The organism is Bdellovibrio sp. HCB-162 (genome assembly GCF_047344985.1).
Classification (GTDB): Bacteria; Bdellovibrionota; Bdellovibrionia; order Bdellovibrionales; family Bdellovibrionaceae; genus Bdellovibrio.
The window spans coordinates 2630266-2654261 of record NZ_CP178861.1 but is presented as its reverse complement, the minus strand read 5'-3'; the positions used below and the strand labels follow the sequence as shown (position 1 = coordinate 2654261).

Here is a 23996-nt window from a genome sequence, read left to right as displayed (position 1 = left end):
CGGGTGTTTATACTAGAAACTATAGCGTACGGATGTCTCATGAGACACAGGTCGTGTTTCGCTTTGGAACAATGGCTTTGCAGTCGATGTGGCGTTAGTCTTCTTCGAAGAGCAAGATTTTCTTTAAGGCTTCTGATACGGCCTCTTGTTCTTTTTTAGAAATCTTCTTTGCAAAGCTCTGCAGCTCTTTCAGTCTTTCTTTTAAAATCGGTTCTATTAAATCTTTTCCGCGAGGGGTGAGTGTGATGCGCACGGCTCTCTTGTCTGTTTCATCTTGGAGTTTTTTAACCAGTCCCTTTTTTTGTAATTGATCAATCATGCTGGTCACAGAGCCGGATGTGAGAACACTGTATTTCATCACTTGAGCGGCCGTCAGTGGTTGTGGGGAAAGGCGGCGTAAAGCTGCGAGAGTTTGAAACTGTGAGGCGGTGATGCCGTGCTTGGCGCAAAGAGATGAAAGGCGTGCCTCTAAAAGAGCCGACAGGCGCAAAGTGCGAAATAAAAAGGCTGTGGCGGGGTCAGAATAACGAACCTGCCCGCTTTGGCTTTCCCATTCTTGTAAAAAAACGTCGACATAATCTTGATTTGAGCCTTTTTGTTCTTTCATCTTGATATCAAGATAAATACGAAATATCTTGATGTCAAGATATTGGAGGTTTTATGGGATCTCAGCCACAACCGCGCACTATTTCAGACGCTCAAGGGGAGACTCTTCAGCTAGGCACAGATCGTATCACAATCAAAATAGATAAAGAGGCGACGGGTGGGCAGTTTTCTCTCGTTGAAAGAGACGTTGCTGGACATTTTCAATCACCTCCCAAATTCCATGCGCATCAAGACACCGATTGGTATTGCCGGGTTTTAGAAGGTCGTTTGAATTTCATGTTTAATGAACAAATCACGGAGTGTAAGGTCGGCGATGCAGTCTTTATTCCCCGCGGGACCTTTTTTCGTTGGGCCAATCCCAGCGCTGAAACGGCAAGATGCTTAATTATTTACACTCCAGGTGGCTTTGAGGGGTTTTTTAGAGAGATGATCCCTCTTATTGCGAGTAAGTCTGATAAGGTCGGGAACTACGAACAGACTTTAAAAGATATCGAAAGAGTGCAAGATAAGTACAACCTCATCCGACGTCCTTAGAAAATAAAAAAGGCAGAGATAAAACTCTGCCTTTTTCGTTTAAAATGTTTTTTAAAATTACATCTGTCTTTGACGTTTTTCAACAGCCAAAGCCGCTTCGCGAACAACCTCACTGAGAGTGGGATGCGCGTGGAAAGATCTTGCAAGGTCTTCGCTGCTGCCGCCGAATTCCATGCACACGATCACTTCGTGGATCAACTCAGAAACACCAGGTCCCACCATGTGAGCACCCAAGATGCGGTCTGTTTTTTTATCCGCGATGATTTTCACAAAACCTTCTGTGAAACCTTTTGCTCTGGCGCGACCATTCGCTAAGAACGGGAATTTACCCACGTTGATCTCAAGACCTTTTTCTTTGGCTTGTTCTTCCGTGATACCCACAGAAGCGATTTCTGGATGAGTGTAGATCACCCCTGGAACGGTGTTGTAGTTCACGTGTCCCGCTTTACCTGCGATCATTTCCGCGACCGCAACACCTTCTTCTTCCGCTTTGTGCGCAAGCATAGGTCCTGTGATAACGTCACCGATGGCGAAAATACCAGGAACATTTGTTTGATAGTGGGCATCGACGATGATGCGACCTTGAGGATCTTTTTGAATGCCCATCTCTTCGCAGCCCACGCCATTTGTGAATGGCTTACGGCCTGTCGCTACAAGAACGACATCTGTCTTCAAAGAAGTCGCTTTTCCATCCGTCAAAGATTCGTAAGTGACTTCAACGCCGTCATTCAAAGTTTTAGAGCCTGTCACTTTCGTAGAAGTGAGGATCGTCATGCCTTCTTTTTCAAGGTTCTTCTTAAGCACATTCATGCAGTCTTGATCCATAGGACCGCCAAGACGATTTGTGTACTCGATCACTGTGACTTTCGTTCCAAGACGTTGCCACACAGAACCCAATTCAAGACCGATCACACCACCACCCACAACGATCATGGATTTTGGAAGTTGCGAAAGAGCCAAGGCTCCGGTGTTAGAAACAATGCGCTTTTCATCGAATTTCAAGAACGGAAGTTCGACGGGAGCAGAGCCTGTCGCGATCACGATGTTCTTTGTTGTGAGAACTTGCGTTGTGCCATCTTCGGCTTTCACTTCAACTTTGCCAGCACCAACAATTTTTCCCATTCCCGTGAATGGAGTGATCTTGTTTTTCTTAAAAAGGAACGCAATACCTTCGGTATTTTGTTTCACAACCTTGTCTTTGCGAGACATCATTGTTGGAAGATCCAACTCCACCTTTGCCACTTTCACACCGTGAGCTGCAAAGTCGTGTTGAGCAGCTACAAAGTGCTCAGAACTTTCCAAAAGCGCTTTTGAAGGAATACAGCCCACATTCAAGCATGTGCCACCGAAAGTTTTGTCTTTTTCGATCACTGCTGTTTTAAGTCCGAGTTGAGCTGCGCGAATTGCCCCAACATAACCGCCGGGACCAGAACCAATTACAATCACATCAAATTGAGTATCAGCCATAGAAGCGTCCTTTGTAGAGAATGGATACACCAGAATTTATACGTTATCTTAGCATGTTTGGTCACGTAGGAAGCTTCGCATTAAGGTGCGAGCAGGCTTGTCTAGACGGGAGGTCAGGCAAAGAAAAACCCCTGAAGGTCTTTCAGGGGTTCTAAGAACGAGAGCTTTATTCTTAAGCCGCTCTTTTTTCAGCGCGTTTTTTCCAAACAGGCTGCATCTTTTTGTAGAATTTCACATCGGTCTTGCAGGCCTTTGTGTACTCTTTCGTGTACTTATTAAATTTCTTATCAAGCCACGCATAGTAGCAAGTGTACATGTAGTTCGTGAAGAACTTCGTCATCCATTGGTGAGGACCATTTACCGGGAAATCATACTTATTGAAGAAATAAGGAATCTCTTGATTGAAAGAACGCCACCACTCTGTCGCTTCTTTTTTATGAACGAAGTTGCCTACGAAAAGCGGCTTACCTTCAAAAGTGAAACCCACTTCGTAACCATGGCCTACAGGTTTGAAATAAGATTTGAAATGATAGCCATAGTATTCCCAATTCTTAGTTTTGTTCATTAAAGTCCCCCTATTGGTTATGAACGTAGTAAAGACTTCATCGGATTTTTTCTAAACGAGTTAACGCGTGGACAGAAATAAAGTTTCCGATCGCAGATCGAACACTAGAGCACGCACTCAGATTTTTTGGAGTGTGGGATCCATTGAATGACTTTAAGTGTGGGGGAGTATTGGGAAAGTTGGCGCTATCCTAATTATAAAAAAAGGCCCGTCTCAAAACGGGCCTTTTAGGGAATTAAACTTCAAGTAATAATCGCTCAGGATCTTCAACAAGTTCCTTAATTTTTACTAAGAAACTGACGGCTTCTTTACCGTCGATGATTCTGTGATCGTACGTCAATGCTACATACATCATGGGACGAATCTCAACTTTGCCGTCAATCGCTACCGGACGATCTTGGATTTTGTGAAGACCCAGGATAGCAGATTGCGGATAGTTCAAGATTGGAGTTGAAAGAAGTGAACCGAACACACCACCGTTCGTGATAGAGAATGTTCCACCACTTAAATCATTCGGAGTGATTTTTCCGTCACGGCCTTTCAAAGCCAAGTCACGAACAGCCATTTCAATTCCTGCCAAAGAAAGCATATCTGCATCTTTAACGACCGGAACCATCAAGCCTTTTTCAGTCGATACCGCGATACCGATGTTATAGTAGTTGTGGTACTCAATATCAGTTCCTGTGATCAAAGCATTCACCGCAGGGAACGCTTTCAAAGCTTCCACAGAAGCCTTCACGAAGAAACCGTTAAAGCCCAAGTTCAAGCCGTATTTTTCTTTGAACTTGTCTTTGTATTTTGAACGAAGCTCCATCACTTTGCTCATGTCGATTTCATTGAAAGTCGTCAAAAGAGCGGCTGTGTTTTGTGCTTCTTTTAATTTTTCCGCAATACGTTTGCGGATCGTTGTCATTGGAACAACTTTTTTATCGCCTTGTTTTGAAGGACCGCGAGCGGCCATCACTTCTGCTGCAGAAACTTGTGGAGCTGGTGCTGCTTTCGCAGGAGCCGCCGCTGGAGCTTTCGCAGAAGGTTGAGCTTCTAATACGTCGCCTTTAGTTAAGCGACCGTCTTTACCAGTGCCTTGAATGTTGGATGTATCCAAACCTTTTTCAGTCACAATTCTTTGAACTGCAGGGGATAGATGTTGAGAAGCATCTGTTTTCGCTGCGGCTTGAGGAGCAGGTTGTGAAGGAGCTGGTGCTGCTTCAGCTTGCGCCGGCTTACCGGCTTCAGCACTGCCGGCTGACGCCGCCGTATCCAAAGTAGCAACAGTAGCGCCGATCTTAACAACCGCACCTGCTTCGTTACCCGGAAGAATAGTCAAAACACCGTCGTTTTCAGCAACTACTTCAACGCTGGCTTTGTCAGTTTCAAGAAGCATTAAAACTTCATTGCGCTTTACGAACTCGCCGGATTTTTTTGTCCAGCTGCCGATGGTTGCTTCTGTGATGGATTCCCCAACCGCGGGAACTTTAATCTCTTGTTTCATGCAACGTCCTTAATCTAGCACCTAAGCGCCAAAAATAGATTTAACAATTTCCGCTTGTTCGATTTTGTGTCTGTGGATAGATCCTGTCGCTGGAGAAGATCTCTCAGGACGGCCCACATATTCAAATCCCAACTTCAAACCTGCTTTAGACACCACGTCGACAAACTTGAAGTAAACGCTTTGGAAAGCACCCATGTTCTTAGGTTCTTCCTGTGCCCAGATCAAAGTTTTCGCCTTAGGATAAGACTTCAAAACTTCAGTCACTTGTTTTGCAGGGAACGGATAAAGCTGCTCAAGGCGAACAAGGGCGATATTGTCCTTCTTCGTTTTTTCTCTTTCCTCAAGAAGCTCGTAATAAAGTTTACCAGAAACGAACACAACCGTGTCCACTTTGGATTTATCAACAGTGTCAGCGATCACTTCTTGGAAGTGACCTTTCGCAAGATCTTCAATCGAAGAAACCGCGCGAGGATGACGCAACAAAGATTTTGGCGACATCACGATCAACGGTTTACGGAAGTCTCTGTGCATTTGACGGCGAAGAGCGTGATAGATTTGCGCCGGAGTCGTCAAGTTGCACACTTGCATATTGTTTTGCGCACCTGACTGCAAGAATCTTTCAAGACGTGCCGAAGAGTGCTCAGGCCCTTGACCTTCATAACCGTGAGGCAGAAGCATCACAAGGCCGCTCATTTGTTGCCATTTCGTTTCGCCAGCAGCGATGTATTGATCGATCACGATCTGCGCGCCATTCACGAAGTCACCGAATTGCGCTTCCCACATCACAAGGCTGCGAGGATCTTGAACAGAATAACCGTATTCGTAACCAACAACGCCGTACTCAGAAAGAATACTTTCCGCCACAAGCAATTTCGCTTTTGGATTTAAATCCGCAAGAGGGAAGTAAGCTTTGTTCGTTTTGAAATCATACATACCCGCGTGACGGTGAGTGAACGTACCGCGAACGCAGTCTTCACCTGTCAAACGAACACTGGTGCCTTCATGAAGCAAAGAGCCGTAAGCAAGAAGTTCACCCATACCCCAGTCGATCATCTCTTTCCCGGCACCCATCGCTTTGCGTGTCTCAAGAAGTTTGATCAATTTTGGATGCGGAGTGAAACCTTCAGGGAAAGAACCGATTTTTTCGCCGATCTTTTTCAACGTCGCTAGATCGAATGTTGTGTCCGCTGTTTTTTCAAAGTCAGCATCTGTCGCTTTACGAAGACCTTTCCAGCTTCCTTCAAACTTGAAGTTTTTAAGCTTAGGAGGATTCTTTTTCGTTTCTTCGTAAATAGACTGCAGACGATCCATCGCTTTCGCGTAAAGTTCGTCGATAAATTTTTGATCCAAGCTGCCTTCGGCAACCAATTTCTTCGCGTAAAGCTCGCGAACTGTCGCGTGAGCTTTGATCAGCTCATACATTTGCGGTTGAGTGAACGCAGGCTCGTCGCCTTCGTTGTGACCGTATTTGCGATAGCAGATCATGTTGATCACAACATCTTTGCCAAACTCTTGACGGTAACGAAGAGCGATATCCATCGCACGCACGCAGCTTTCAACATCATCACCGTTCACATGAAGAACCGGTGTGAAAGTCATCTTTGCGGTATCAGAAGAGTAACGAGTCGAGCGAGTGTCAAAACCATTAGTCGTGAAACCAACTTGGTTGTCCAAGATAAGATGAATCGTTCCGCCGACAGTGTGAGGTTTTACTCCCGCCATTTGCAAAACTTCTTGTACGATGCCTTGGCCTGCAAACGCCGCATCACCGTGAATCAAAATAGGAACAACTTGTTTGCGAGTTTCATCACCCATTTTGTCTTGAGCGGCGCGAGCCATACCGACAGCCACCGCGTTCACAGTTTCAAGGTGAGAAGGGTTGTAAGCCATCGTCACTTTGCAAGAACCTGCCGCTGTTTTCTTTTCAGTGACATAGCCCAAGTGGTATTTTACGTCGTTATCGAAATCTTCAACTGGAGATTCCAATTGCAAAGGACCGTTGAAGTCACCAAAAACGTACTCTTCACCTTTGCCAAAGAAATTCACAAGAAGGTTCACGCGACCACGGTGGGCCATACCGACGAACACTTCTTTCACGTTCATGCCTATACCCTTGTTCACAAGAGCTTCCATCATCGGCAAGAAAGAATCCGCACCTTCTACAGAGAAACGCTTTGTTCCCACGTAACGAGTGTGGATGAATTTTTCCAAAGACTCTGCCTTCGTCAAAGATTGCAGAGCATTTTTCTTGTCATCCAAAGAAAGTTTAAAGCCATTGCCTTCAAATTCTTGTTGCAACCATTGGTACTCTTTGGGAGTCGCATCAGACGCTTGCAAAGAAATCGTTCCACAATAAGTTTTTTTAAGGTGCGCGATGATATCAGAAAGAGTCGCACCTTGTTTGCCGATCAAAGATCCCACTTGGAATTTGGCGCTCAAATCTTTTTCACTCAAACCAAAACGTTTCAAGGCAAGCAATTCACTGGCTTGAGGAGCGTAAAGAGGATTGAGGTTGGCTTCCGTGTGACCATCGGCTCTGTAAGCTTGAATCAATTGAAAAACAGAAAGCTCTTTGTCGGACATTCCGAATTTACCATCTTGGGCAAATTCAACTCCCTCAAAAAAACTTTTCCATTCTGGAGCCAAAGAGTCCGGATTGGTTTTGAAATCTGCATAGAGCTGTTCGATGTACTCTAGGTTCGCACGATTGATGCCACTATTGTTCACGATGATCCTCACGTTTATAGCACAGTAGTTACGAGCGCTAATTTTTCAAAATCTTGGGAGTTTGACACGCTTTAATGCGCGGCAAAAACGCAAGCTTTTGATATTAAAGAAAGCCTGGTCATGATAGCTCTTTTTTTATGTAAACTGAAGGAGTTTAAGCTGTGTATAAGTTGGTGCTCGTAAGACACGGTGAGAGTGTTTGGAATCAGGAAAATCGTTTTACAGGTTGGCAGGACGTAGATCTTTCTGAGAAAGGTCGAGCGGAAGCTCTAAAAGGGGGGAAAGCCCTCAAAGATAAGGGCTTTAGCTTTGACGTCGCCTACACAAGCGTCCTCAAAAGAGCGATTAAAACTCTGAACTTCGTTTTGGACGAGTTGGATCAAGTGTGGCTTCCTGTCCACAAAGAATGGCGCCTGAATGAGCGTCACTACGGAGCGCTGCAAGGTCTCAACAAAGCTGAAACCGCGGCTCGTCATGGCGAAGACCAAGTGAAAATCTGGCGTCGCAGTTACGATGTTCCGCCACCTCCAATGGATGTGAACGATCCTCGCCATCCCACACATGATCCGCGCTATGCGGGTGTTGATCCCAAACTTTTGCCTAGCCAAGAATCATTGAAAGACACGGTCGCGCGTTTCCTTCCTTTGTGGAACGGCACGATTGCTCCGATGATCAAATCTGGAAAAAAAGTGTTAATCGTGGCGCATGGGAACAGTTTGCGCGCGTTGATTCAACATCTTGAAGGCATGACTCCTGATGAGATCATGGCTGTGAATATGCCGACGGGAATTCCGCTCATGTATGAATTGGACGCGAATTTCAAAGTCATCAAGAAGGAATTCATTGGTGATCCTGAGGAAGTGAAGGCGGCAATCGACGCTGTTGCGAACCAAGGAAAGGCCAAATAGGCATCTCTCTTTGAATCAAAGAGTGTCTTAGAGTGAGGCACTCTGCGGTGATTTTTAAGACATCCGGACGTCCACTGTATTAAGTTTGCTATCCTATTTGTCGATACGGACAGATAGGAGAGCTACCCATGAAACCATCCTTCTGGCTTGAACGTTTTCTCCCAAAGCAAAATAATAGAGGAAGTGCCTTTGTTCAGGCCCTCGTTGCCGTCGGCGTTGTCGGCACGATGCTGTATTACATGTCTCCCGAAGTTCTTAAACACCGTCAGCAAGTTGAAAAGACGTCAGCGATTATCACGGCTCGTCTGGCTTTGCATTCGATGGTGGACTTCACACTTCTCGGAATTAAACAGCGTTGGTGTTTTTCCAAAGACTGGATGCAGGAATCTTGTGGAGGCGATACAGCTTCGGCTTCTATGGCTGCGGTTTTGAGCCACCCTCGTTCCGTTGAGCGTGTGTTGATGAAAAAAGAAACCGTGGATTTCTTAAGAGCCATGGGGGTCAGTAACGCCGGGAATATCCCACTGACCAAATTCGATCAGATGATTTCAATTAAGTCTTTCAGCGCCATGCATCCGATTTATAAAATTATTTCGGGATTAAAGGGCTATAAGGTCGAAAATATTTACGTGCGCATTGAACGAAATCAAAACTCCTTGATTCCTGAATATGGTCGTGAAGTTTATCTTAAAGTCACTGTCAGTCTTTTAGATTCAAGCTTACAACCGATTCAAGTGGGATCAAGTGTCCTAACGACAGTGTCTTATGTCGGTGTCTATCCGCGCGAAGTGGGAAGCTTTGCTTTACTTGTTGCCGGAGATCTTTATTTGGATAAGAAGACAGGCTCAGGTCTTGGCAAAGGTGATGCCTATTTCCGTCAATTTGATTCGTTAGTTGAAAGATCTCACTATGGTGGACTTATTTTTGAGAGTCCCGTTTTTGTGAACGGAAGCGTGACGCTTCCGTCTGCTCCGTCATTGAATGTTGATAAAAACAAAGGTGACACCGTTTATACGCCAGTGACTTTCAAAGAAAAACTGATCATGGGTGAAGGTCCCATCATGCGTAAGCGCGCTGACGGCAAGTTGGCAGAGTTTACGCCGCGTTCGTCGGGAATGGATCTCGATCAACTTTGGGATGATATCAGACAGTTTGGCGGCTTCCAAAAAGGTGTGGAGATCGATGCAAGACGTGACTTGGGATTGGACTTTCTTTCCGGTCTAGAAAACGGTTCGACGACAAGTGATCCGAAATTCATGGAAAGATGTATCGCGTACAATCTTGCGAAATACGATCTTAATCGCACAGTGAATTCAGACTTGCGCGGTCAGCTTCTTAAGGAAAATAAAAACGACAATAAGTATGAGTACCGTTTGGGTCTCACGGATAAGAACCGTTTCAATCCGCAAACAGGTCAAGTGAGATCACCGTCATTAGTTCAGACGGGATGGTTTGGCGAGATTCTTAAAGGTTGGAACCTCAGTCAAAACAGCGGTGCCGTTGCAAAGTACACAATGAATTTTGGACGTATGAAGGTGGAAGGTGAAATTCCTGATAATGGAACAGTCACTCTGGAACCTGAAATCAATTTAAAAGAATTAAAAGAACGCATCAACGGTCAGTTGAAAGACGCGGAATCTCAACTTCTTTTTGAGCAAAGACAGCTTGAAAACATTGAAAAAGAAATCGAAAGAGCGAATCAAGATATTGATGAACTCAAAGAAGATTTGAAAAAAGCGGAAGAAAAAAAAGACAAAGCGAGAGTCGCGTACTTAGAAAGACAGATCGACAATATGCAAGACCGTCTTCGCATGGCTGAAAGACAGCGTCTAAAACAAAAGCAGGCGATTGTCGATGCTCAGGACAGAGTTGATAAACTTCAGAGACAGCTTGCGGCTGTGAATTCGCAACAAGGAATTCAGCCCAAAATTCATATTACAATTTCACAAATCGTGGATCCTAAGGACGCCGGCAATAAAGACACGAATCCGACGTTCCGTGACGTGAAAATCGAGTTTGAAAATGGTGAGCTTTTGGTCAACTCCAAAGGTGAACCGATGGATATATCATTCCAATTGGAAGCCTACGATGTCTCTTACTTCCAAGGAACGTCTTTGCGTGGATGGTCGAACGGGAATAAAGGTTGGTTGAACTTCCAACGTACGGGAGGCGGAGGATTCCGTGTCTCTCAAACTCTGACCAATTCCATGGGATTTTCCAAAGGGGAATTGCCGGATGACGATCCATTTATCAACTACGACACAGCCTGCGCGAATCAGCAAAGCACGGCTTTTGCCGGAACGGATTGGTCGCAATCATTCGCACCGAGTTCAAGATTCTCGTGGTCTTTTACGAACAAGTACGAAGATCGTACGAATTTGATCTTAGATGGCAGTAATGCCTTGAGGTACCCAAATGGCGGCGGAACAGCCACCTTCCTGGTAAAATCAATGGCCAAGGATTGCATTATTAAGAGCACGGCCAACTTCGTAACAGGATTCTTTACGTGTGAACGTTTGATTATTGAATCTCGTTCGACGGAATTAAGAATTATCGGTTCATTCATCGTTGCGAATGGAATTGAAATCGCCAAAGATGCCTATGATAAAGGTATCCGCTGGAGCACTATTTATCATCCGATGGCTACCTTCGAATTGCGTCAGGCGGGAGTGTTGAAGGCTCTTGAAAATAAGAGCTGCACAACGATCAATAGATTCCCCGTTTGGCATCCGTATCCGTCAATGAGAGACGTGGCGAATTTATATCGTTGCAACGCGATCTCCCTTCGCTCTAAAGCCGATCCATTCCGCTGGACATCGGTGGATCCAGACTGCGGATTGGTGGGACAAAGTAAATCGACGATGTGTAAGAACCGTTTAGTCAAATTCTATGTTCTTGAAGTTTCAAGGGAGTCCGGCATATGAAGAAGACTTCTTTGCTTAAGAACAATAAAGGTATTTCGATCATAGAAAGTCTCTTGGGACTTGCGATGATCACTTTGGTTGGATCCTTTTTTATTTCCGGGGTCTTGGGAATGAAAAAGATCGCGAAAGACAGCGGAACTAAAAACTCCGTTTACAAACAGATCAATGACGTGATCGAGAATATTCGTCCTAACGTGCGAATGTACCAGATCAACTATGTGCAAACGGACGAAGAAAGAAACAATGCCCTGGCTTTGGATAAACTTCCCATGGCGTGGGGGAATGGAAAACTTGAACCTAAAGAAACTTGTCCTGGTTGTCCGGGAAGATATGGTTTCGTGATCCAGGCTTATCCGGGAATTAAAGGTCTTTATTTAGTGACAGTTCGTTTAAGTCACAAAGATTGGGAGGGCTCATCCGATTCCAAAGGTGGAAAAGGTGAAAGCTCATTTGGTTTCGTGGACTATCAATTTGTGGTGAATTCGCAATGAGGAATCAAAAAGGTTTTACTTTAGCAGAAATGGTCGTCGGTATCGCCTTGATGGGAATCTTAGGCATGGTCGCGGCATCCTTTTTCGTTTTCACAGCAAAAACAAAAAACGAAATTACCAACGAGATCGAAGAAAAGGTCGATAATATTATTGCCGAACGTATGCTTCTTAAGGATCTTAAGCTGTCAGAGCCTTCGTTTAACAATCTCGTGGTCGTAGATGATCGTGGTCATCGCTTCTTCGATTTCATTACTGATATGACGGAATCAGGCCTTGATACAGGTGAGCGCATTCTTACACTGGAGTATGGTCGTCGCAACGAATTTACTTTTCTTATCACGCGAGAGCGTGTTTCCGAGAGTATGATGTATGCTCCGGCTGCCGCTTACGATATTGGAGCCCCGTCAGGAAATCCAAATGTGGCATCGGATATCAGTTTCCGTTCTCTAAACAAAAACAAAGCAGTTGAACTTTCTAAGGCGGCCTTCTGGCAGATCGGATCTATCTTGATGTTGGATTCTCCGGCCGCGGTGCGAGCTATGACCGCAACAGGGCCTGATTACTCCAGACCCGCACGATCGCCAATCTTTCTAGGGGTCGTGACAACTCTAGGGGAGTCGCGACTGACACCGTTGGCATTTAGTATTCCCAACTTTTTAGATACGACTCATCCAATGTATCCAAGTGAGACAGTAAATAGTGAAGATGCTTTCTTTAGGGATATACCGCCTATGGGGGGAGCAGCACCACTTGTTCGCTTGAAATCCGTTTCAGTCGTAAAGTATTATTTAGAGAAGGATAAAGAGGGGAAAGTAAACCTTTTGCGATCAGTGTACTCGGGAGCCACGTTTCCGAAAGGACAATTGTTCGCAGCCGATATTTCGAGAGTGCAGTTTAAGCGGAATGATGCACATGCCGCTTTGATTTACTACATGATCGAGAGACCGGATAAAAAGGGGAACTAAAAGGGGGCTTGTATGTTTTCTATGAAATGGCTGAGCGCTCCACTTTTGTGTAGCGTGGCTCTTCACGCTTTTGCAGCGGACCAACAACCCGCAGCAGTGAACTCAGGGGCAGGGGGTACTGCCGGATTTCAAGGGGTTGTTCTATCTGGACAAGCCTCGCGCGCATCCCAAGAGGGAATCACCATCAATGTTTCAAATACGTGCTTTGGTACAAACTTAAGAAGCGTATCAAATCCAATTTCTCCGAAGTCGACGGTTCAACTTTTTCTGACCATCAACGACAAGGGAGCCTTAAAGCAATATCAGATCAATTACCCGGCTAAAGTTGTTTCGATGGCGGGAAGTGATCAGATCGTACAAATTTCCGGACCCGATGTAACTGGTGGAGCGATTGCTTCCTATGCAGGAAACAGCGTGCGCATCACAATTCCAATCAACTTCACTACAAAAGTAGATGAAGAAGGAAACATCAGCAGTGATTTTGACGTAAAACTTCATGACGTTCGCTTTAAACAATATTTTGCGCCGGGCACAGAGAGTGGCCAGCAATTTATGGGTTACACAGGGGACCTTTCAAGCAACGTCTACACAAGCAATTCGAATGACGGAAAACAATATAGCATTTCCGCCTTCTTCCCTGGTGAAAACGGTTTCTGCGGCGGTTACTTCTCGCCACTTATGGTGTTCTTTGATGACAAACGTCCTCAGTTCACTTCAGAAGTCGATTTCCCGTTGAATCCTTCCGGAAAAACAATGTGGCCTGAAAAAGGCGCGCCGGGAGCATTCATCGCGGTTGATCGTAACGGTGATAAAAAAATCACAACAGCCGACGAGTTGTTCGGAAATCAGGGCGATAAATTCAAAAACGGATTTGAAGCTTTGCGCGAGTTTGATTCCAACAAAGATGACGTGATCGATTCCAAAGACAAGGACTTTGCAAAACTTCTTCTTTGGTATGATAAAAACGGCGACGGTATCGTCCAAGACGGTGAGTTGGTTTCGTTAAAATCGAAAATCAAATCGGTTTCTTTAAAATACGATGCTTCTTCGACAACACCAATTAGCGACAGAGCGGAAGTCCGCGAGCGCAGTACATTTACCTTTGTGCAAAAAGGCAAAGAGAAAAAAGGTTCTGTGATCGACATGTGGTTTGCGCCACGAGTGAAATAAAGAAAAATTTGAATCAAAAAAAAGAACGGCGTTTGATAAACTCAAACGCCGTTTTTATTTTTACGGTACAATCACCGCGCGTCCGCGGATCATCCCTTCATCAAGTTTGTGATAGACAGAAGGTGTGTCTTCAAGCTTGTAATGCGTCACCTCTGCATGAATTTTTCCAGACTCTGCTAACGCCAAAACTTCAATCAGTTCTGCACGGGAACCCCAATAAGGTGTGCTTACCATACAACCAAAAGGCACCTCGCTGCCATCCATGATGATTTTACCACCCCCAAGACCTGCGACAGTAAGTTGACTGTTCATACCCACAATTTGTGTAGCTAACGTCACGGTCGGCTGAACGCCGACACAATCAAGGACGAACGTCGCTTTACGGGGGCCGGTGAACTGATTGATCTTCTCAGCAGCGTCGGGATTTTTTGTATTCACTGTAAGATCCGCACCTAATTTTTTGGCCATCGTTAATTTAGCTTCATCGACATCGCCAGCAACAAGACGGGCACTCGAAAGACATTTTAAAAGTTGCACGGCCATATGACCCAAGCCTCCAACTCCTAAAACAACAACGGTTGTTTCCGGAGTTAAAAGAGGCAACGCTCTTTTAATGGCATGATAAGGAGTTAAAGCCGCATCGCTCAAAGGAGCTGCATCTTTTGGATTTAATTTCCCAAGAGAAACCAAAAGTCTTTCGGAGGGAACAATCATATACTCCGCCATTCCTCCGTCAGTTCCAAGGCCGCCGCCGTAGGCTTTTCCCGGTTTCCAATTTTCGCAGTAATTTTCAAAAGACTGCGTGCAAGCGTGACAGTATCCGCAGCCCCAGGGGCCATAGACAGCGACAGCGTCTCCTTCTTTCCAGTTTTTAACGCCACTTCCAAGAGCTTCCACCCATCCTGCATTTTCATGACCTAAAGTGAAAGGCCGATCAATGCCGATACCACGGTGAAGAACGTGAAGATCCGAATGGCAAACTCCAGCGCCACCGATTTTGACAAGAACTTCTCCGGCTTTTGGTTCTGGCTTTGGAATATCAACGACTTCGGCGGGTTTTCCCACGCCGACAAAGCGGACGGCTTTCATAAAAACCTCCTATAAGAAAAGTTTAAGCTGAGTGGCGATCTTCGCAAGATCAAGTGTTGTGATACATATTGACCGACTTTTTCAGAGGGAAATAATGGCGCTATATATAAGAGAGGTCTTGCATGCCGATGCGTTTGCTTACGCCGTGGAGTCGGGAGCGTTTCTTTAACCGAGATCTTGCTACTCAATTCGAAGAATTTATTAATGAGTTTGATCGGCAGCTTTCGCCGGGAGCTTTGACGGAGTCCGAAACAGACTTTACGCCATCCCTTGATTTCGAAGAGTTGGAAAAGTCGTTCTTAGTGAAAGTGGACCTTCCTGGAATGAAAAAACAAGATATCAATGTCGAGCTTCACGGCGACATGGTGACAATATCTGGTGAACGCCTTCGCGAAACCAAAGGCGAAAGCAAATACAGCGAAAGATATTACGGAAAATTCTCACGAAGTTTTGCCCTGCCATCTCAAGTCGTCTCAGATAAGATTCACGCCCGTTTTGAGAATGGTGTTTTGCAAATAACGATTCCCAAAGTGCAAGAAACACTCAGTCATAGCATCAAGATTTCGTAGGGACTTTGTTTTTACTTGATCCATGGAACTTATATGTTTGAATAAAGCCATGGGAATTCTTTTAAAAAATATTTCGACTCTTTTAACTCTTCAAGGCGCGGCTCAAAAACAAGGCTGTCGCATTCGTGAAGAGGATCTTGGTATCTTAAAGCAAGCTTCGATTCTCTTTGAAAAAGAGCGTATTGTTTGGGTGGGGACCGATAAAAAACTTCCCAAAGAATTTGCCAAAAAGAAACATCAAGAAATCAACATGAAGGGGAAGACGGTTCTTCCCGGTTTCGTTGAATGTCACACGCATTTGATTTTTGCTGGCGACAGAGCAGCGGAATTTGAAATGCGCAATCAAGGTGTCAGTTACCAGGAAATCGCAGCTCGTGGTGGCGGTATTCTTTCGACAATGAAGAAAACTCGCGGAGCTTCTTTGGCGAATCTCGCACAAGCGGGCCAAGAACGTGCGAACCATTTTATTTCTCAGGGGGTAACGACTCTGGAAATCAAATCGGGATATGCACTCAATCTCAAAGATGAACTTAAGATGTTGCAAGCTGCACAAAAAGTGCAGGGTCTCAGAACCGTGAGTACTTTTTTAGGAGCGCATGCTTTGCCTCCTGAATTTAAGTCTTACGAAGATTACTTGGCGTTTTTGGCGCAAGAAATCCTTCCTGTTGTGAAAAAGAAAAAACTCGCTCGTCGCGTGGATGTCTTTATTGAAAAAGGATTTTTCCCACCCGAGGCTTCCGAAAAATATTTACGTCGCGCCCAAGAACTTGGCTTTGAAGTTTTAGTTCATGCCGATCAGTTGTCATTAAGTGGTGGCAGTGATGTGGCTGTTCGTATCGGCGCTTTATCCGGTGATCACTTGCTGCAGGTCACGGATAAAGAAATTCAAAATCTTGCGAAATCAGAAACGACCTGCGTGCTTTTGCCTGCGGCCGATCTATATATGAAAACAAAATATCCACCGGCCCGAGAAATGATTGATGCCGGAGCTCGGGTGGCTCTGGCGACGGACTTCAATCCGGGAAGTTCTCCGACGCAGGATTTGAATTTGGTCGGCTTGCTCGCACGCTTAGAAATGAAAATGAGTCTGCCTGAAGTGATTGGTGCCTACACCGTGGGAGCCGCTCACGCTTTGAATTTGCAGCAAGATGTGGGGTCTTTGGAAGTCGGGAAGTCTGCTGATATTTTATGCATGGAGAAAGATTGGCAGACCTTGTTCTACAGTGTTGGGGAGAGGGTGGATAAGGTTGTTTTTTCGAGAGGAAAGAAGATTTTTGGCAGCTTAAAATAATTTGCTGCGTCAGAAAATTTAAGAATCTTAAAATTTCCTTTGAAAAAGCACCTACTTTCTTCCTAGTCTTGAGCTGTGCTAGTGGAGGGGAAATAGCAACATGAGATCGTCATATACCACTTTAATGCAGTCGAAGTATTTTAATCCTGCGTTTAACAGTGCCATCTTTGATGGTCCCGTGCGCATTTATTTTGCTCAGTTTCATGAGGCTCTGGCTTTAAAGATCTATTTCTTGATTCAACAAAAGTTGAGTGCAGAGATGGTCAAAGCCAAGGAAATCTCAAAAGCTTCGGGTGCGAACATCCTTGTGATGATTTATCCGACGGCAGATAGCTTCCTTCTTTCTTTTGAAGGAGCTGAAAAGACTCCAAGTGCCCTTGAAGTGGAAAAGTGGCATGAGGACGTTGTTATTGGGCTTCGTGGTCCTATTGAAGATGAAAACCTGGATCTTTTGATAGAGACTCTCCGTCTCACAATGGAAAACTGGCGTCCAGCCTCTCTTGAGGCGACTTCCGCTCTTGCGGAACTGTGATATACTAGCTTCATGAAGAATAACCGAGGTCAAATCGTGGTGGAGTATGTTCTCCTCCTCGTTATCGCAGTGGGGATCGCGGCGCTTTTAACAAGCCGCCTAGTCAGTCGTAATGCTGACAACCCTGGCATCCTTGTGTCTAAATGGCACTCGATTTTGAAGACCATCGGTGACGACGTTCCCGACAGACATAAATAATTTTATAAAAAAGGATTTCCGCGTTTGTGCAGCTCTTCTTTGACTGCGGCCTGCATTCTTTCTTGAATGTCTTGCGCGATTTCATGAACCAACTCGGCGTCATCAATCGCGGAGGCTTTGTAGGGAAGATAGATAGGCTCTAAAAAACGAATGCGCCATTTTGCTGGCAAAGGAATGACATTCAAAGGGAGCGGGATCACCGAACCTTTTAAAAACTTTGTGAACTTCAGTTTCTTTAAGTTGATATGCGTTTCTTCCGCGCCCAAGATCACCACAGGAACAATCGGCGATTGCGTTTCAAGAGCCATGCGCACAAAGCCGCGTTTAAACTCTTGCAACTGATAACGTTCCGACGTCGGTTTGAAATTTCCTTGCTCGCCCTCGGGAAATAGCACAATCGCATTTCCTTTTTTAAGAGCGTTCAGGCCGTTTTCATAAGTCGCCTCGGTGAATCCCATTTTTTGCGCGGGGATCGCCGTGGTCTCCGTCAAAAACCAAAAGTGGTGAGTTAAAACGCGAGGGACACGCTTGGCTTCTTGCTGCACGATGTGTCCCAATAAAAACGCATCAAAACCAGAATAGCCTGAGTGATTGGGAGCAATGATGACAGCTCCGCGGCGCGGAATGTTCTCAACGCCCTCGATCTCCATGCGGAAATATTTGCGCAGAATTTCAAGTAAGAAGCGGGGCAGAACACGAAAAATCAGAGTGTCTCGGTCAAGGTTCCGAAGACCAAATATTTTTTCGTTGGGTTTCTGCAGGAAATTCTTCATGATGTTACTTAGTCATCCATCGACGGCGGAGTGTTTATGTCTTCTTCTTTTATCATGGCTATTGACCAAGGTACAACCAGCTCTAGGACTTGCATTATCAATCAAGCCGGAGGTCTTGTCGCCGAAGCGCGTGAGGCCTTCAAACAGATTTTCCCTAAGCCGGGGTGGGTCGAGCATGATCCGGAAGACATCTGGTATTCCACACAGCGTTCAATGCGTCTGGCGATGGAAAAAGCGGGAATAAAAGGCTCCCAAATTCGCGCCATTGGAATCACCAACCAACGAGAGACGGTGATGCTTTGGGACCGTAAATCAGGCAAAGCGATTTACAACGCGATTGTATGGCAATGCCGTCGCACGCAAGAGATCTGCGAGAGATTAAAGAAAAATAAAAAAGAGAAAATGATCACGGCAAAAACGGGACTTGTTTTGGACCCGTATTTTTCGGCGACTAAAATTCAATGGATCTTAAAAAATGTTCCGGGTGCGCTTCAAAAGGCTCGCAATGAAGAAATACTCGCGGGAACCGTGGACACGTTCTTGCTTTGGAAATTGACAGGCGGTCAATCTCACAAAACCGATGTCAGCAATGCTTCGCGCACGATGCTGATGAATATTCACACCGGTTGGTGGGATGAAGAACTTTTAAAACTTTTCAATGTTCCAGAAGGAATTGTGCCAGAGATCTGTCCTTCCAACGCCGATTTCGGTCGCACCCAAGGCTTGGGTTTTATGCCCGATGGAATTCCTATCACGGGTATTGTCGGCGATCAGCAGGCCGCTTTGTTCGGTCAGGCTTGTTACGATGTCGGTGAATCGAAGTGCACCTTTGGAACAGGCAGTTTTCTTTTACTCAACACCGGCAAAAAAGCGGTGAAATCTAAAAATAAACTTCTCACGACAATTGCGTGGAAGTTGAAAAATGAAGAACTCACTTACGCTCTTGAAGGCGGAGCCTTCGTGTGTGGCGCCGCTGTTCAGTGGTTGCGCGATGGTTTGGGACTTATTCAACAATCTTCGGAAGTCGAAGCTCTTGCGAAAACGGTCGAGAGCACCGACGGAGTTGAGTTTGTTCCGGCACTGACGGGACTAGGAGCTCCTCACTGGAAGCCGGAGGCACGTGGTCTGATTTGCGGTCTTACGCGCGGTTCAACAAAAGCGCACATCGCAAGAGCGACTTTAGAAGCTATGGCTTTACAGAACGTTGATATCCTCGTGACGATGCAAAAAGATTTGGGCAAAAAATTAAAAGGCGTTCGGGTCGACGGTGGGGCCGCCGCGAACGATCTTTTAATGCAAATGCAAGCCGACTATTGTGGAGTGAACGTCATCCGTCCAAACAACTTAGAAACAACAGCACTGGGTGCGGCTTTTATGGCGGGACTGGGCTGTGGTTTTTGGAAGGATCTCAAAGAAATCAAACGTGTTTGGAAAGTGAATAAAGAGTTTAAAGTAAAAATGTCCATGAAAGATCGCAAAGCGCGTATGGTTCGTTGGCAAAGGGCTTTGGAGAGAGTGTAGATGAACGGCCAAGAACAAGGGCAATTGATTTTTAAAAAAGTTGCACTTTCTGAAAAGAAAATGCTCTTTCGCGAAATCGCCAGCGACAAAATGCAAATCTCCGTAAAAGGAGCTTTGCAAGAGGACGTCTTTCACTTGATTGCCGTGCAAACAGAAAAAGATGAAGCTCTTCTTTGTCATCATACGGCGGATTCAAAGAGCATTACGACCGCCCAAAAAGTGATCGTGAACTTCGCCTTTAAGTCAGAACGCTATTTTATTCAGACAGAACTTTATTTTGAAGCGGGCTGGGCGGTTTTAAAAATCGACACGGATCTTTTTCAGCTCCAACGCAGAGCCAACGCCCGTATTGATATTCCTGCAAAGTATGAGGCTGTATTTATTCTTAGCAGCCACGGCGGACGAAGCTATTTTCTAGAATGTCGTGTGAAAGATGTCAGCGCTGGTGGATTTAAAATGGAACTTGTAGGCGCTGATCCTAAACTTAAAATAGGCGATCATGTCAAAGGCACACTGCGCTTGGGTGTAAGACGTCCCATGGAGTTTGTTGTCGACGTTCGTTTTGCGCAAAGCAAGGAAGAAAATGGCATTACGAAGCAGATTGCCGGCGTGCAATTCATGGGAATTGATAACCTGATGGAGAGCCGTTTGCTGAGTTTGATGATGGACCTTCAAAGAGAAATCTTCCTTAAGTATCCTCAAAGGAAATAGTGAGCCCATTCGGTGTCACTTTGTCCGGCACGAATCTTGGATAAAGACCTTTGCCCGTTTAAAAAGGAGTCTTTATGAAACTACCGATTCTTTCTTGCATTTTAGTTGCTGCGACAATTTTCCAAGCACCTGCGTTTGCACAAGTTCGCCCTGATCCTCGTCCGGGAGATCGTCGTGAGGACCGCAGAGATGACCGTCGCGATGAGTGTGACTATCGTCGCTATAATTGCCGTGACGAACGTGATGGCCGCCATGGTGGCTACCGTCCTCCTTACAACCCACCACGCCATGATCCCAATCCTCCGCGTCCATATCCTGATTATCCAAATTATCCGGATTACCCACGCGACAACTATGGTGAATCCAGCGTTCAGTTCTATGGCGTCACAAGAAGATCCGGTGGAGAGTGGTTGCGCGTGAGCTTTAACTACGCTTCTTACGTAGACTATGTTCGTGTGAATCTTTACAGAGCTGCTTTGCAAATTCATGAAGCTTATGCGATCACACAAAGCGGTCGTCGTATTATGATCAGCAATTTGTCTTATTCAGGTGTTATTTATTCCGGTCGTACTTTGACTTCGGAATACATCACTGCGGGTGAGCGTATTGTGGCTATTGATATTCGTGCAGAATCCATGGGCGATTATGCTGATCTCAGCATCAGTGTCATCTCCAACGATGGAACTCCTTCCATCTATCCAAGTCGTTACTAAAAATTCAAAAAGGCCCCCCAAACTTTTTTGAACTCTAAGGCTCCTTCCCCAAAAAGGAGCCTTTTCTTTTTCTCGCCATGAACGGCGCTCGAGGAGGGATTTTGCTTAGAGCCCTTTGCCTGTCTCTGTCGCTTCGGTCGGCACGCCTTCCGGGCTCAGTTGCCGCTACGGCTTCGCCGTAGTTCGCGCCATCGTGGCGCCGGCAAAGGCCTCTCTTCGGACAGATATTCAAGGCAATCCACCTTCGGAATCCACGACGTCCTTGCTTCGATGCAAAGATAAATAAAATCAATTTTGGAAATGAATTAGATTTTTAAAAGCTGTTTGGTTCTTTGAATTGCTAGTTCGGTGGATTCTATTTGATCCTGAGGGGCGTTCATTGTTTTTCGGATGGTGAGGGCTTCTTCGAATTGGGCAAGAGCGTCTTTGTAAAGATGCTGGTCGAAAAGATTTTTTCCTGAGTGATGATTCCATATTTTGAATGTAGAGTTTCAGATATTCCGGATCTTCGGGGATGCTGCGTAGGTTTTCGTCGAACTTAAACTGGGGCTTTTCCACTTTTTAGCCGCGGTTTTTTTCTTGTTCTAGTTCGCGGATTTTTTCTGTCATGTTTTGTAAGCGGTCTACGAAAGACTTCAGCATGCATTCGGCCCAGGTTGGGAGATCTGACATGAGTTGTTTGAAGCCGTCTTCGGATACTTTGACTAGAACGACGTCCGTTACGGCTTGTGCTGAAGCAGAGCGAGGGCTGTTTGATATCAAGGCAAATTCGCCGAAGGATTCTCCGTCGACGATATCGGTGATCGGGATTCGTTTTCCCATATTGTCTTTTGTGAAGATATTTACGACGCCGGATTCAACGATGTAGAAATGATTTTCGATGTCGCCTTCGAAGAAGACGTAATCTCCTGGTTTGTAGGTTTCTTTTTGAATAGCGCTCAATGCGTCCGACATAACAAAATCCTTTTTGTATGTGAGTCGTTCTTTTAATTATGCGTAGATTTATGTCGAGAGCCAATGAAATTTCAGTTGAAGGGGCTTATAGCGCCCTCGCCAGACTCATCCGTGTTTCACTCGTGCCGGGCGAACAGACCGTTTCCCAGTCACTGGTCCTTGGGCTGTTTTGTTACTTGTTGGAGGTTTGAGTTAAAGAGCTTTGAACTTTGCGACCATCGTCAAGATTAACAAGACGATGATCAAAAGACCTTTAGTAATCTTTAAAACGCGTCGAATACGTAAGTAGTGACTTTTACGCATCGGACACCTCCTGTTGATTCGGACAGGAGATCCACCAAAAGCGAATCTGGCGAGGGCCTGATTCGCTTTTGCATTTTTAATACCTGGTTTTTTTATTAAATAATTTTACTTAGATCCTGAACATTTTTAATGAACGAAATCTTCTTATCTTTCGAAAGTTTGATTTCAGCAAGGTGTCGCTTGTTCGAATATGGAATCACAAAGTGTTGGAAACCGAGTTTATCACCTTCGCGAATTCGGTTTTCTACAAAAGAGACTCCGCGCACTTCGCCGGTCAAGCCGATTTCGCCGAAGAAACATGTCTTCGCATCGAGATCGTGATTTCTTTGTGTCGATAAGATGGCAGCGGCAACCGCCAAGTCCGCAGCGGGTTCTATCAATTTCAATCCACCAACGACGTTGATGAAAATGTCATTCGTACCCAAGCGCACATCCAAGTGACGATCTAAAACCGCTGTTAATAAATGCAAACGGTTCACGTCAATTCCCAGCGCCGTTCTTCGTGGCATTGCCATCGGACTTGAAAGAGTCAATGCTTGCACTTCACATAGAAGCGGTCTTGTGCCTTCCATCGATGCAAACACCGCAGAGCCGATCAATTGATCTCCGCGCTCTTCCAAGAACAATTCAGAAGGATTCGAAACTTCTTCAAGACCCTTGGAGTTCATTTGGAAAACTCCCAATTCATGAGCGGCGCCAAAACGATTTTTTAGAGCGCGCAATAAACGGAAGTTGTAAGAAGCGTCTCCGTCAAAAGACAAAACACAGTCCACCATATGTTCCAAAACTTTGGGACCTGCGATGTTGCCATCTTTGGTGACGTGACCAATCAGAATTACAGTGATGCCTTCTTGTTTTGCAAGTCCCATCAAATGCCCTGCGCATTCACGAACTTGGGAAACCGAGCCCGGAGCTGCTTGTAAATCTGGCAAGAACATTGTCTGAATAGAATCGACAACCAAGATCTCTGGCTTTTTAAAACGTGCGAGTTCCATAATGCTATGAAGATTACTCTCGCAACCGATCTCGATCAGCGGGGAGCGAATGCCCAAACGATGAGCACGCGAGCCTGTTTGCGAAACGCTTTCCTCACCGGAGATGTACAAAACTTTGTGTTTGTTTTCCGCAAGGCCACCAGCCATTTGCAAAAGCAAAGTCGACTTACCGATTCCGGGAGATCCGCCGAGTAACACGAAACTTCCGCGCGCCAAGCCGCCGCCTAAAACGCGGTTGAGTTCTTCGAAACTTGTATCAAAACGATCCAGTTTCACTTCTTCAAGGCTTTGGTCTAGGGAAACAGGTTTAGACGCTGCTGCGCCCTTCTCAGGAGTGCCGGTAGACCATCCTCGAGTTTTAACCTCGGGCATCTGCAATTCCTCGACGAAAGAGTTCCACGCGCCGCAGTCAGAGCATTTCCCTTCCCACCTTGGTCGTTGGGCTCCACAATTTTGACAGGTATAGATCGTTTTAGTTTTCGATTTTGCCATAGATAT

The 23996-nt window shown here is 45.5% G+C and carries 22 protein-coding genes; 13 read left to right on the top strand and 9 right to left on the bottom strand.

Annotated features, from left to right (window positions below; translation table 11 throughout):
* Positions 1–94: 94 nt before the first annotated feature.
* Positions 95–607 carry a MarR family winged helix-turn-helix transcriptional regulator gene (locus tag ACLSSO_RS12840; RefSeq protein WP_413943044.1) on the bottom strand — a complete coding sequence of 171 codons (513 nt, stop codon included), beginning with the start codon at positions 605–607 and terminating at the stop codon, positions 95–97.
* A 53-nt stretch (positions 608–660) separates the two neighbouring features.
* On the opposite strand from ACLSSO_RS12840, the gene ACLSSO_RS12835 reads away from it, so the two are divergent.
* Positions 661–1140, top strand: coding sequence for a cupin domain-containing protein (locus tag ACLSSO_RS12835; protein ID WP_413943043.1), 480 nt, complete (start codon positions 661–663; stop codon positions 1138–1140).
* A gap of 57 nt (positions 1141–1197) precedes the next feature.
* Here ACLSSO_RS12835 and lpdA read toward each other — a convergent pair whose 3' ends face one another.
* From lpdA to ACLSSO_RS12815, 4 genes are all read right to left on the bottom strand, one after another.
* Entirely contained in the window at positions 1198–2607 is a 1410-nt protein-coding gene (lpdA, locus tag ACLSSO_RS12830; protein WP_413943042.1) for a dihydrolipoyl dehydrogenase, read from the bottom strand.
* Positions 2608–2779: 172 nt separating this feature from the next.
* On the bottom strand, positions 2780–3172 hold the full coding sequence (locus tag ACLSSO_RS12825; RefSeq protein ID WP_295900826.1) for a hypothetical protein: 393 nt from the start codon (positions 3170–3172) through the stop codon (positions 2780–2782).
* Between the two features lie 235 nt (positions 3173–3407).
* Positions 3408–4664: a 2-oxoglutarate dehydrogenase complex dihydrolipoyllysine-residue succinyltransferase gene (gene odhB, locus ACLSSO_RS12820; RefSeq protein WP_295900827.1), complete on the bottom strand. Its 1257-nt coding sequence runs from the start codon at positions 4662–4664 to the stop codon at positions 3408–3410.
* 21 nt (positions 4665–4685) lie between these two features.
* Positions 4686–7391, bottom strand: coding sequence for a 2-oxoglutarate dehydrogenase E1 component (locus ACLSSO_RS12815; protein ID WP_413943041.1), 2706 nt, complete (start codon positions 7389–7391; stop codon positions 4686–4688).
* Between the two features lie 161 nt (positions 7392–7552).
* Between ACLSSO_RS12815 and gpmA the strand changes: the two genes are divergently transcribed.
* The 5 genes from gpmA to ACLSSO_RS12790 all read left to right on the top strand — a co-directional run bounded on the left by gpmA (position 7553) and on the right by ACLSSO_RS12790 (position 13849).
* Positions 7553–8299, top strand: a complete 747-nt coding sequence (gene gpmA / locus ACLSSO_RS12810) for a 2,3-diphosphoglycerate-dependent phosphoglycerate mutase (protein WP_295900833.1) — start codon at positions 7553–7555, stop codon at positions 8297–8299.
* 128 nt (positions 8300–8427) lie between these two features.
* Positions 8428–11223 (top strand): hypothetical protein, encoded by a 2796-nt coding sequence (locus ACLSSO_RS12805; RefSeq protein WP_413943040.1) that lies wholly within the window; start codon positions 8428–8430, stop codon positions 11221–11223.
* Positions 11220–11714: a hypothetical protein gene (locus tag ACLSSO_RS12800; RefSeq protein WP_295900838.1), complete on the top strand. Its 495-nt coding sequence runs from the start codon at positions 11220–11222 to the stop codon at positions 11712–11714. The genes ACLSSO_RS12805 and ACLSSO_RS12800 overlap by 4 nt, the downstream gene beginning before the upstream one ends.
* A complete protein-coding gene (locus ACLSSO_RS12795; protein ID WP_295900841.1) occupies positions 11711–12679 on the top strand; it encodes a prepilin-type N-terminal cleavage/methylation domain-containing protein in 969 nt (322 codons plus the stop codon). The genes ACLSSO_RS12800 and ACLSSO_RS12795 overlap by 4 nt, the downstream gene beginning before the upstream one ends.
* Before the next feature lie 12 nt (positions 12680–12691).
* Entirely contained in the window at positions 12692–13849 is a 1158-nt protein-coding gene (locus tag ACLSSO_RS12790; protein WP_295900844.1) for an EF-hand domain-containing protein, read from the top strand.
* 60 nt (positions 13850–13909) lie between these two features.
* Here the strand turns inward: ACLSSO_RS12790 and ACLSSO_RS12785 are convergent, their stop codons facing one another.
* Positions 13910–14938, bottom strand: coding sequence for an NAD(P)-dependent alcohol dehydrogenase (locus ACLSSO_RS12785; protein WP_413943039.1), 1029 nt, complete (start codon positions 14936–14938; stop codon positions 13910–13912).
* A 122-nt stretch (positions 14939–15060) separates the two neighbouring features.
* On the opposite strand from ACLSSO_RS12785, the gene ACLSSO_RS12780 reads away from it, so the two are divergent.
* The 4 genes from ACLSSO_RS12780 to ACLSSO_RS12765 all read left to right on the top strand — a co-directional run bounded on the left by ACLSSO_RS12780 (position 15061) and on the right by ACLSSO_RS12765 (position 17528).
* The gene (locus ACLSSO_RS12780; RefSeq protein ID WP_413943038.1) at positions 15061–15507 is read left to right on the top strand and encodes an Hsp20/alpha crystallin family protein; all 447 of its coding nucleotides are present in this window, start codon (positions 15061–15063) and stop codon (positions 15505–15507) included.
* Between the two features lie 49 nt (positions 15508–15556).
* Positions 15557–16798, top strand: coding sequence for an imidazolonepropionase (gene hutI / locus ACLSSO_RS12775; protein WP_413943037.1), 1242 nt, complete (start codon positions 15557–15559; stop codon positions 16796–16798).
* 100 nt (positions 16799–16898) lie between these two features.
* A complete protein-coding gene (locus ACLSSO_RS12770) occupies positions 16899–17330 on the top strand; it encodes a hypothetical protein (protein WP_413943036.1) in 432 nt (143 codons plus the stop codon).
* Between the two features lie 12 nt (positions 17331–17342).
* Positions 17343–17528 carry a hypothetical protein gene (locus ACLSSO_RS12765; protein WP_295900861.1) on the top strand — a complete coding sequence of 62 codons (186 nt, stop codon included), beginning with the start codon at positions 17343–17345 and terminating at the stop codon, positions 17526–17528.
* Between the two features lie 2 nt (positions 17529–17530).
* Here ACLSSO_RS12765 and ACLSSO_RS12760 read toward each other — a convergent pair whose 3' ends face one another.
* On the bottom strand, positions 17531–18301 hold the full coding sequence (locus ACLSSO_RS12760; RefSeq protein WP_295900864.1) for a lysophospholipid acyltransferase family protein: 771 nt from the start codon (positions 18299–18301) through the stop codon (positions 17531–17533).
* Positions 18302–18337: 36 nt separating this feature from the next.
* On the opposite strand from ACLSSO_RS12760, the gene glpK reads away from it, so the two are divergent.
* From glpK to ACLSSO_RS12745, 3 genes are all read left to right on the top strand, one after another.
* Positions 18338–19822, top strand: coding sequence for a glycerol kinase GlpK (gene glpK, locus ACLSSO_RS12755; protein ID WP_295900867.1), 1485 nt, complete (start codon positions 18338–18340; stop codon positions 19820–19822).
* A complete protein-coding gene (locus ACLSSO_RS12750; protein ID WP_295900869.1) occupies positions 19823–20533 on the top strand; it encodes a PilZ domain-containing protein in 711 nt (236 codons plus the stop codon). It abuts the gene before it with no gap.
* Between the two features lie 74 nt (positions 20534–20607).
* Positions 20608–21246 carry a beta-sandwich domain-containing protein gene (locus ACLSSO_RS12745; protein WP_413943035.1) on the top strand — a complete coding sequence of 213 codons (639 nt, stop codon included), beginning with the start codon at positions 20608–20610 and terminating at the stop codon, positions 21244–21246.
* A gap of 561 nt (positions 21247–21807) precedes the next feature.
* On the opposite strand, the gene ACLSSO_RS12740 is transcribed toward ACLSSO_RS12745, so the two are convergent.
* Positions 21808–22200 (bottom strand): Crp/Fnr family transcriptional regulator, encoded by a 393-nt coding sequence (locus ACLSSO_RS12740; RefSeq protein WP_413943034.1) that lies wholly within the window; start codon positions 22198–22200, stop codon positions 21808–21810.
* A 398-nt stretch (positions 22201–22598) separates the two neighbouring features.
* Entirely contained in the window at positions 22599–23990 is a 1392-nt protein-coding gene (radA, locus tag ACLSSO_RS12735) for a DNA repair protein RadA (protein ID WP_295900879.1), read from the bottom strand.
* Between the last annotated feature and the right edge of the window lie 6 nt (positions 23991–23996).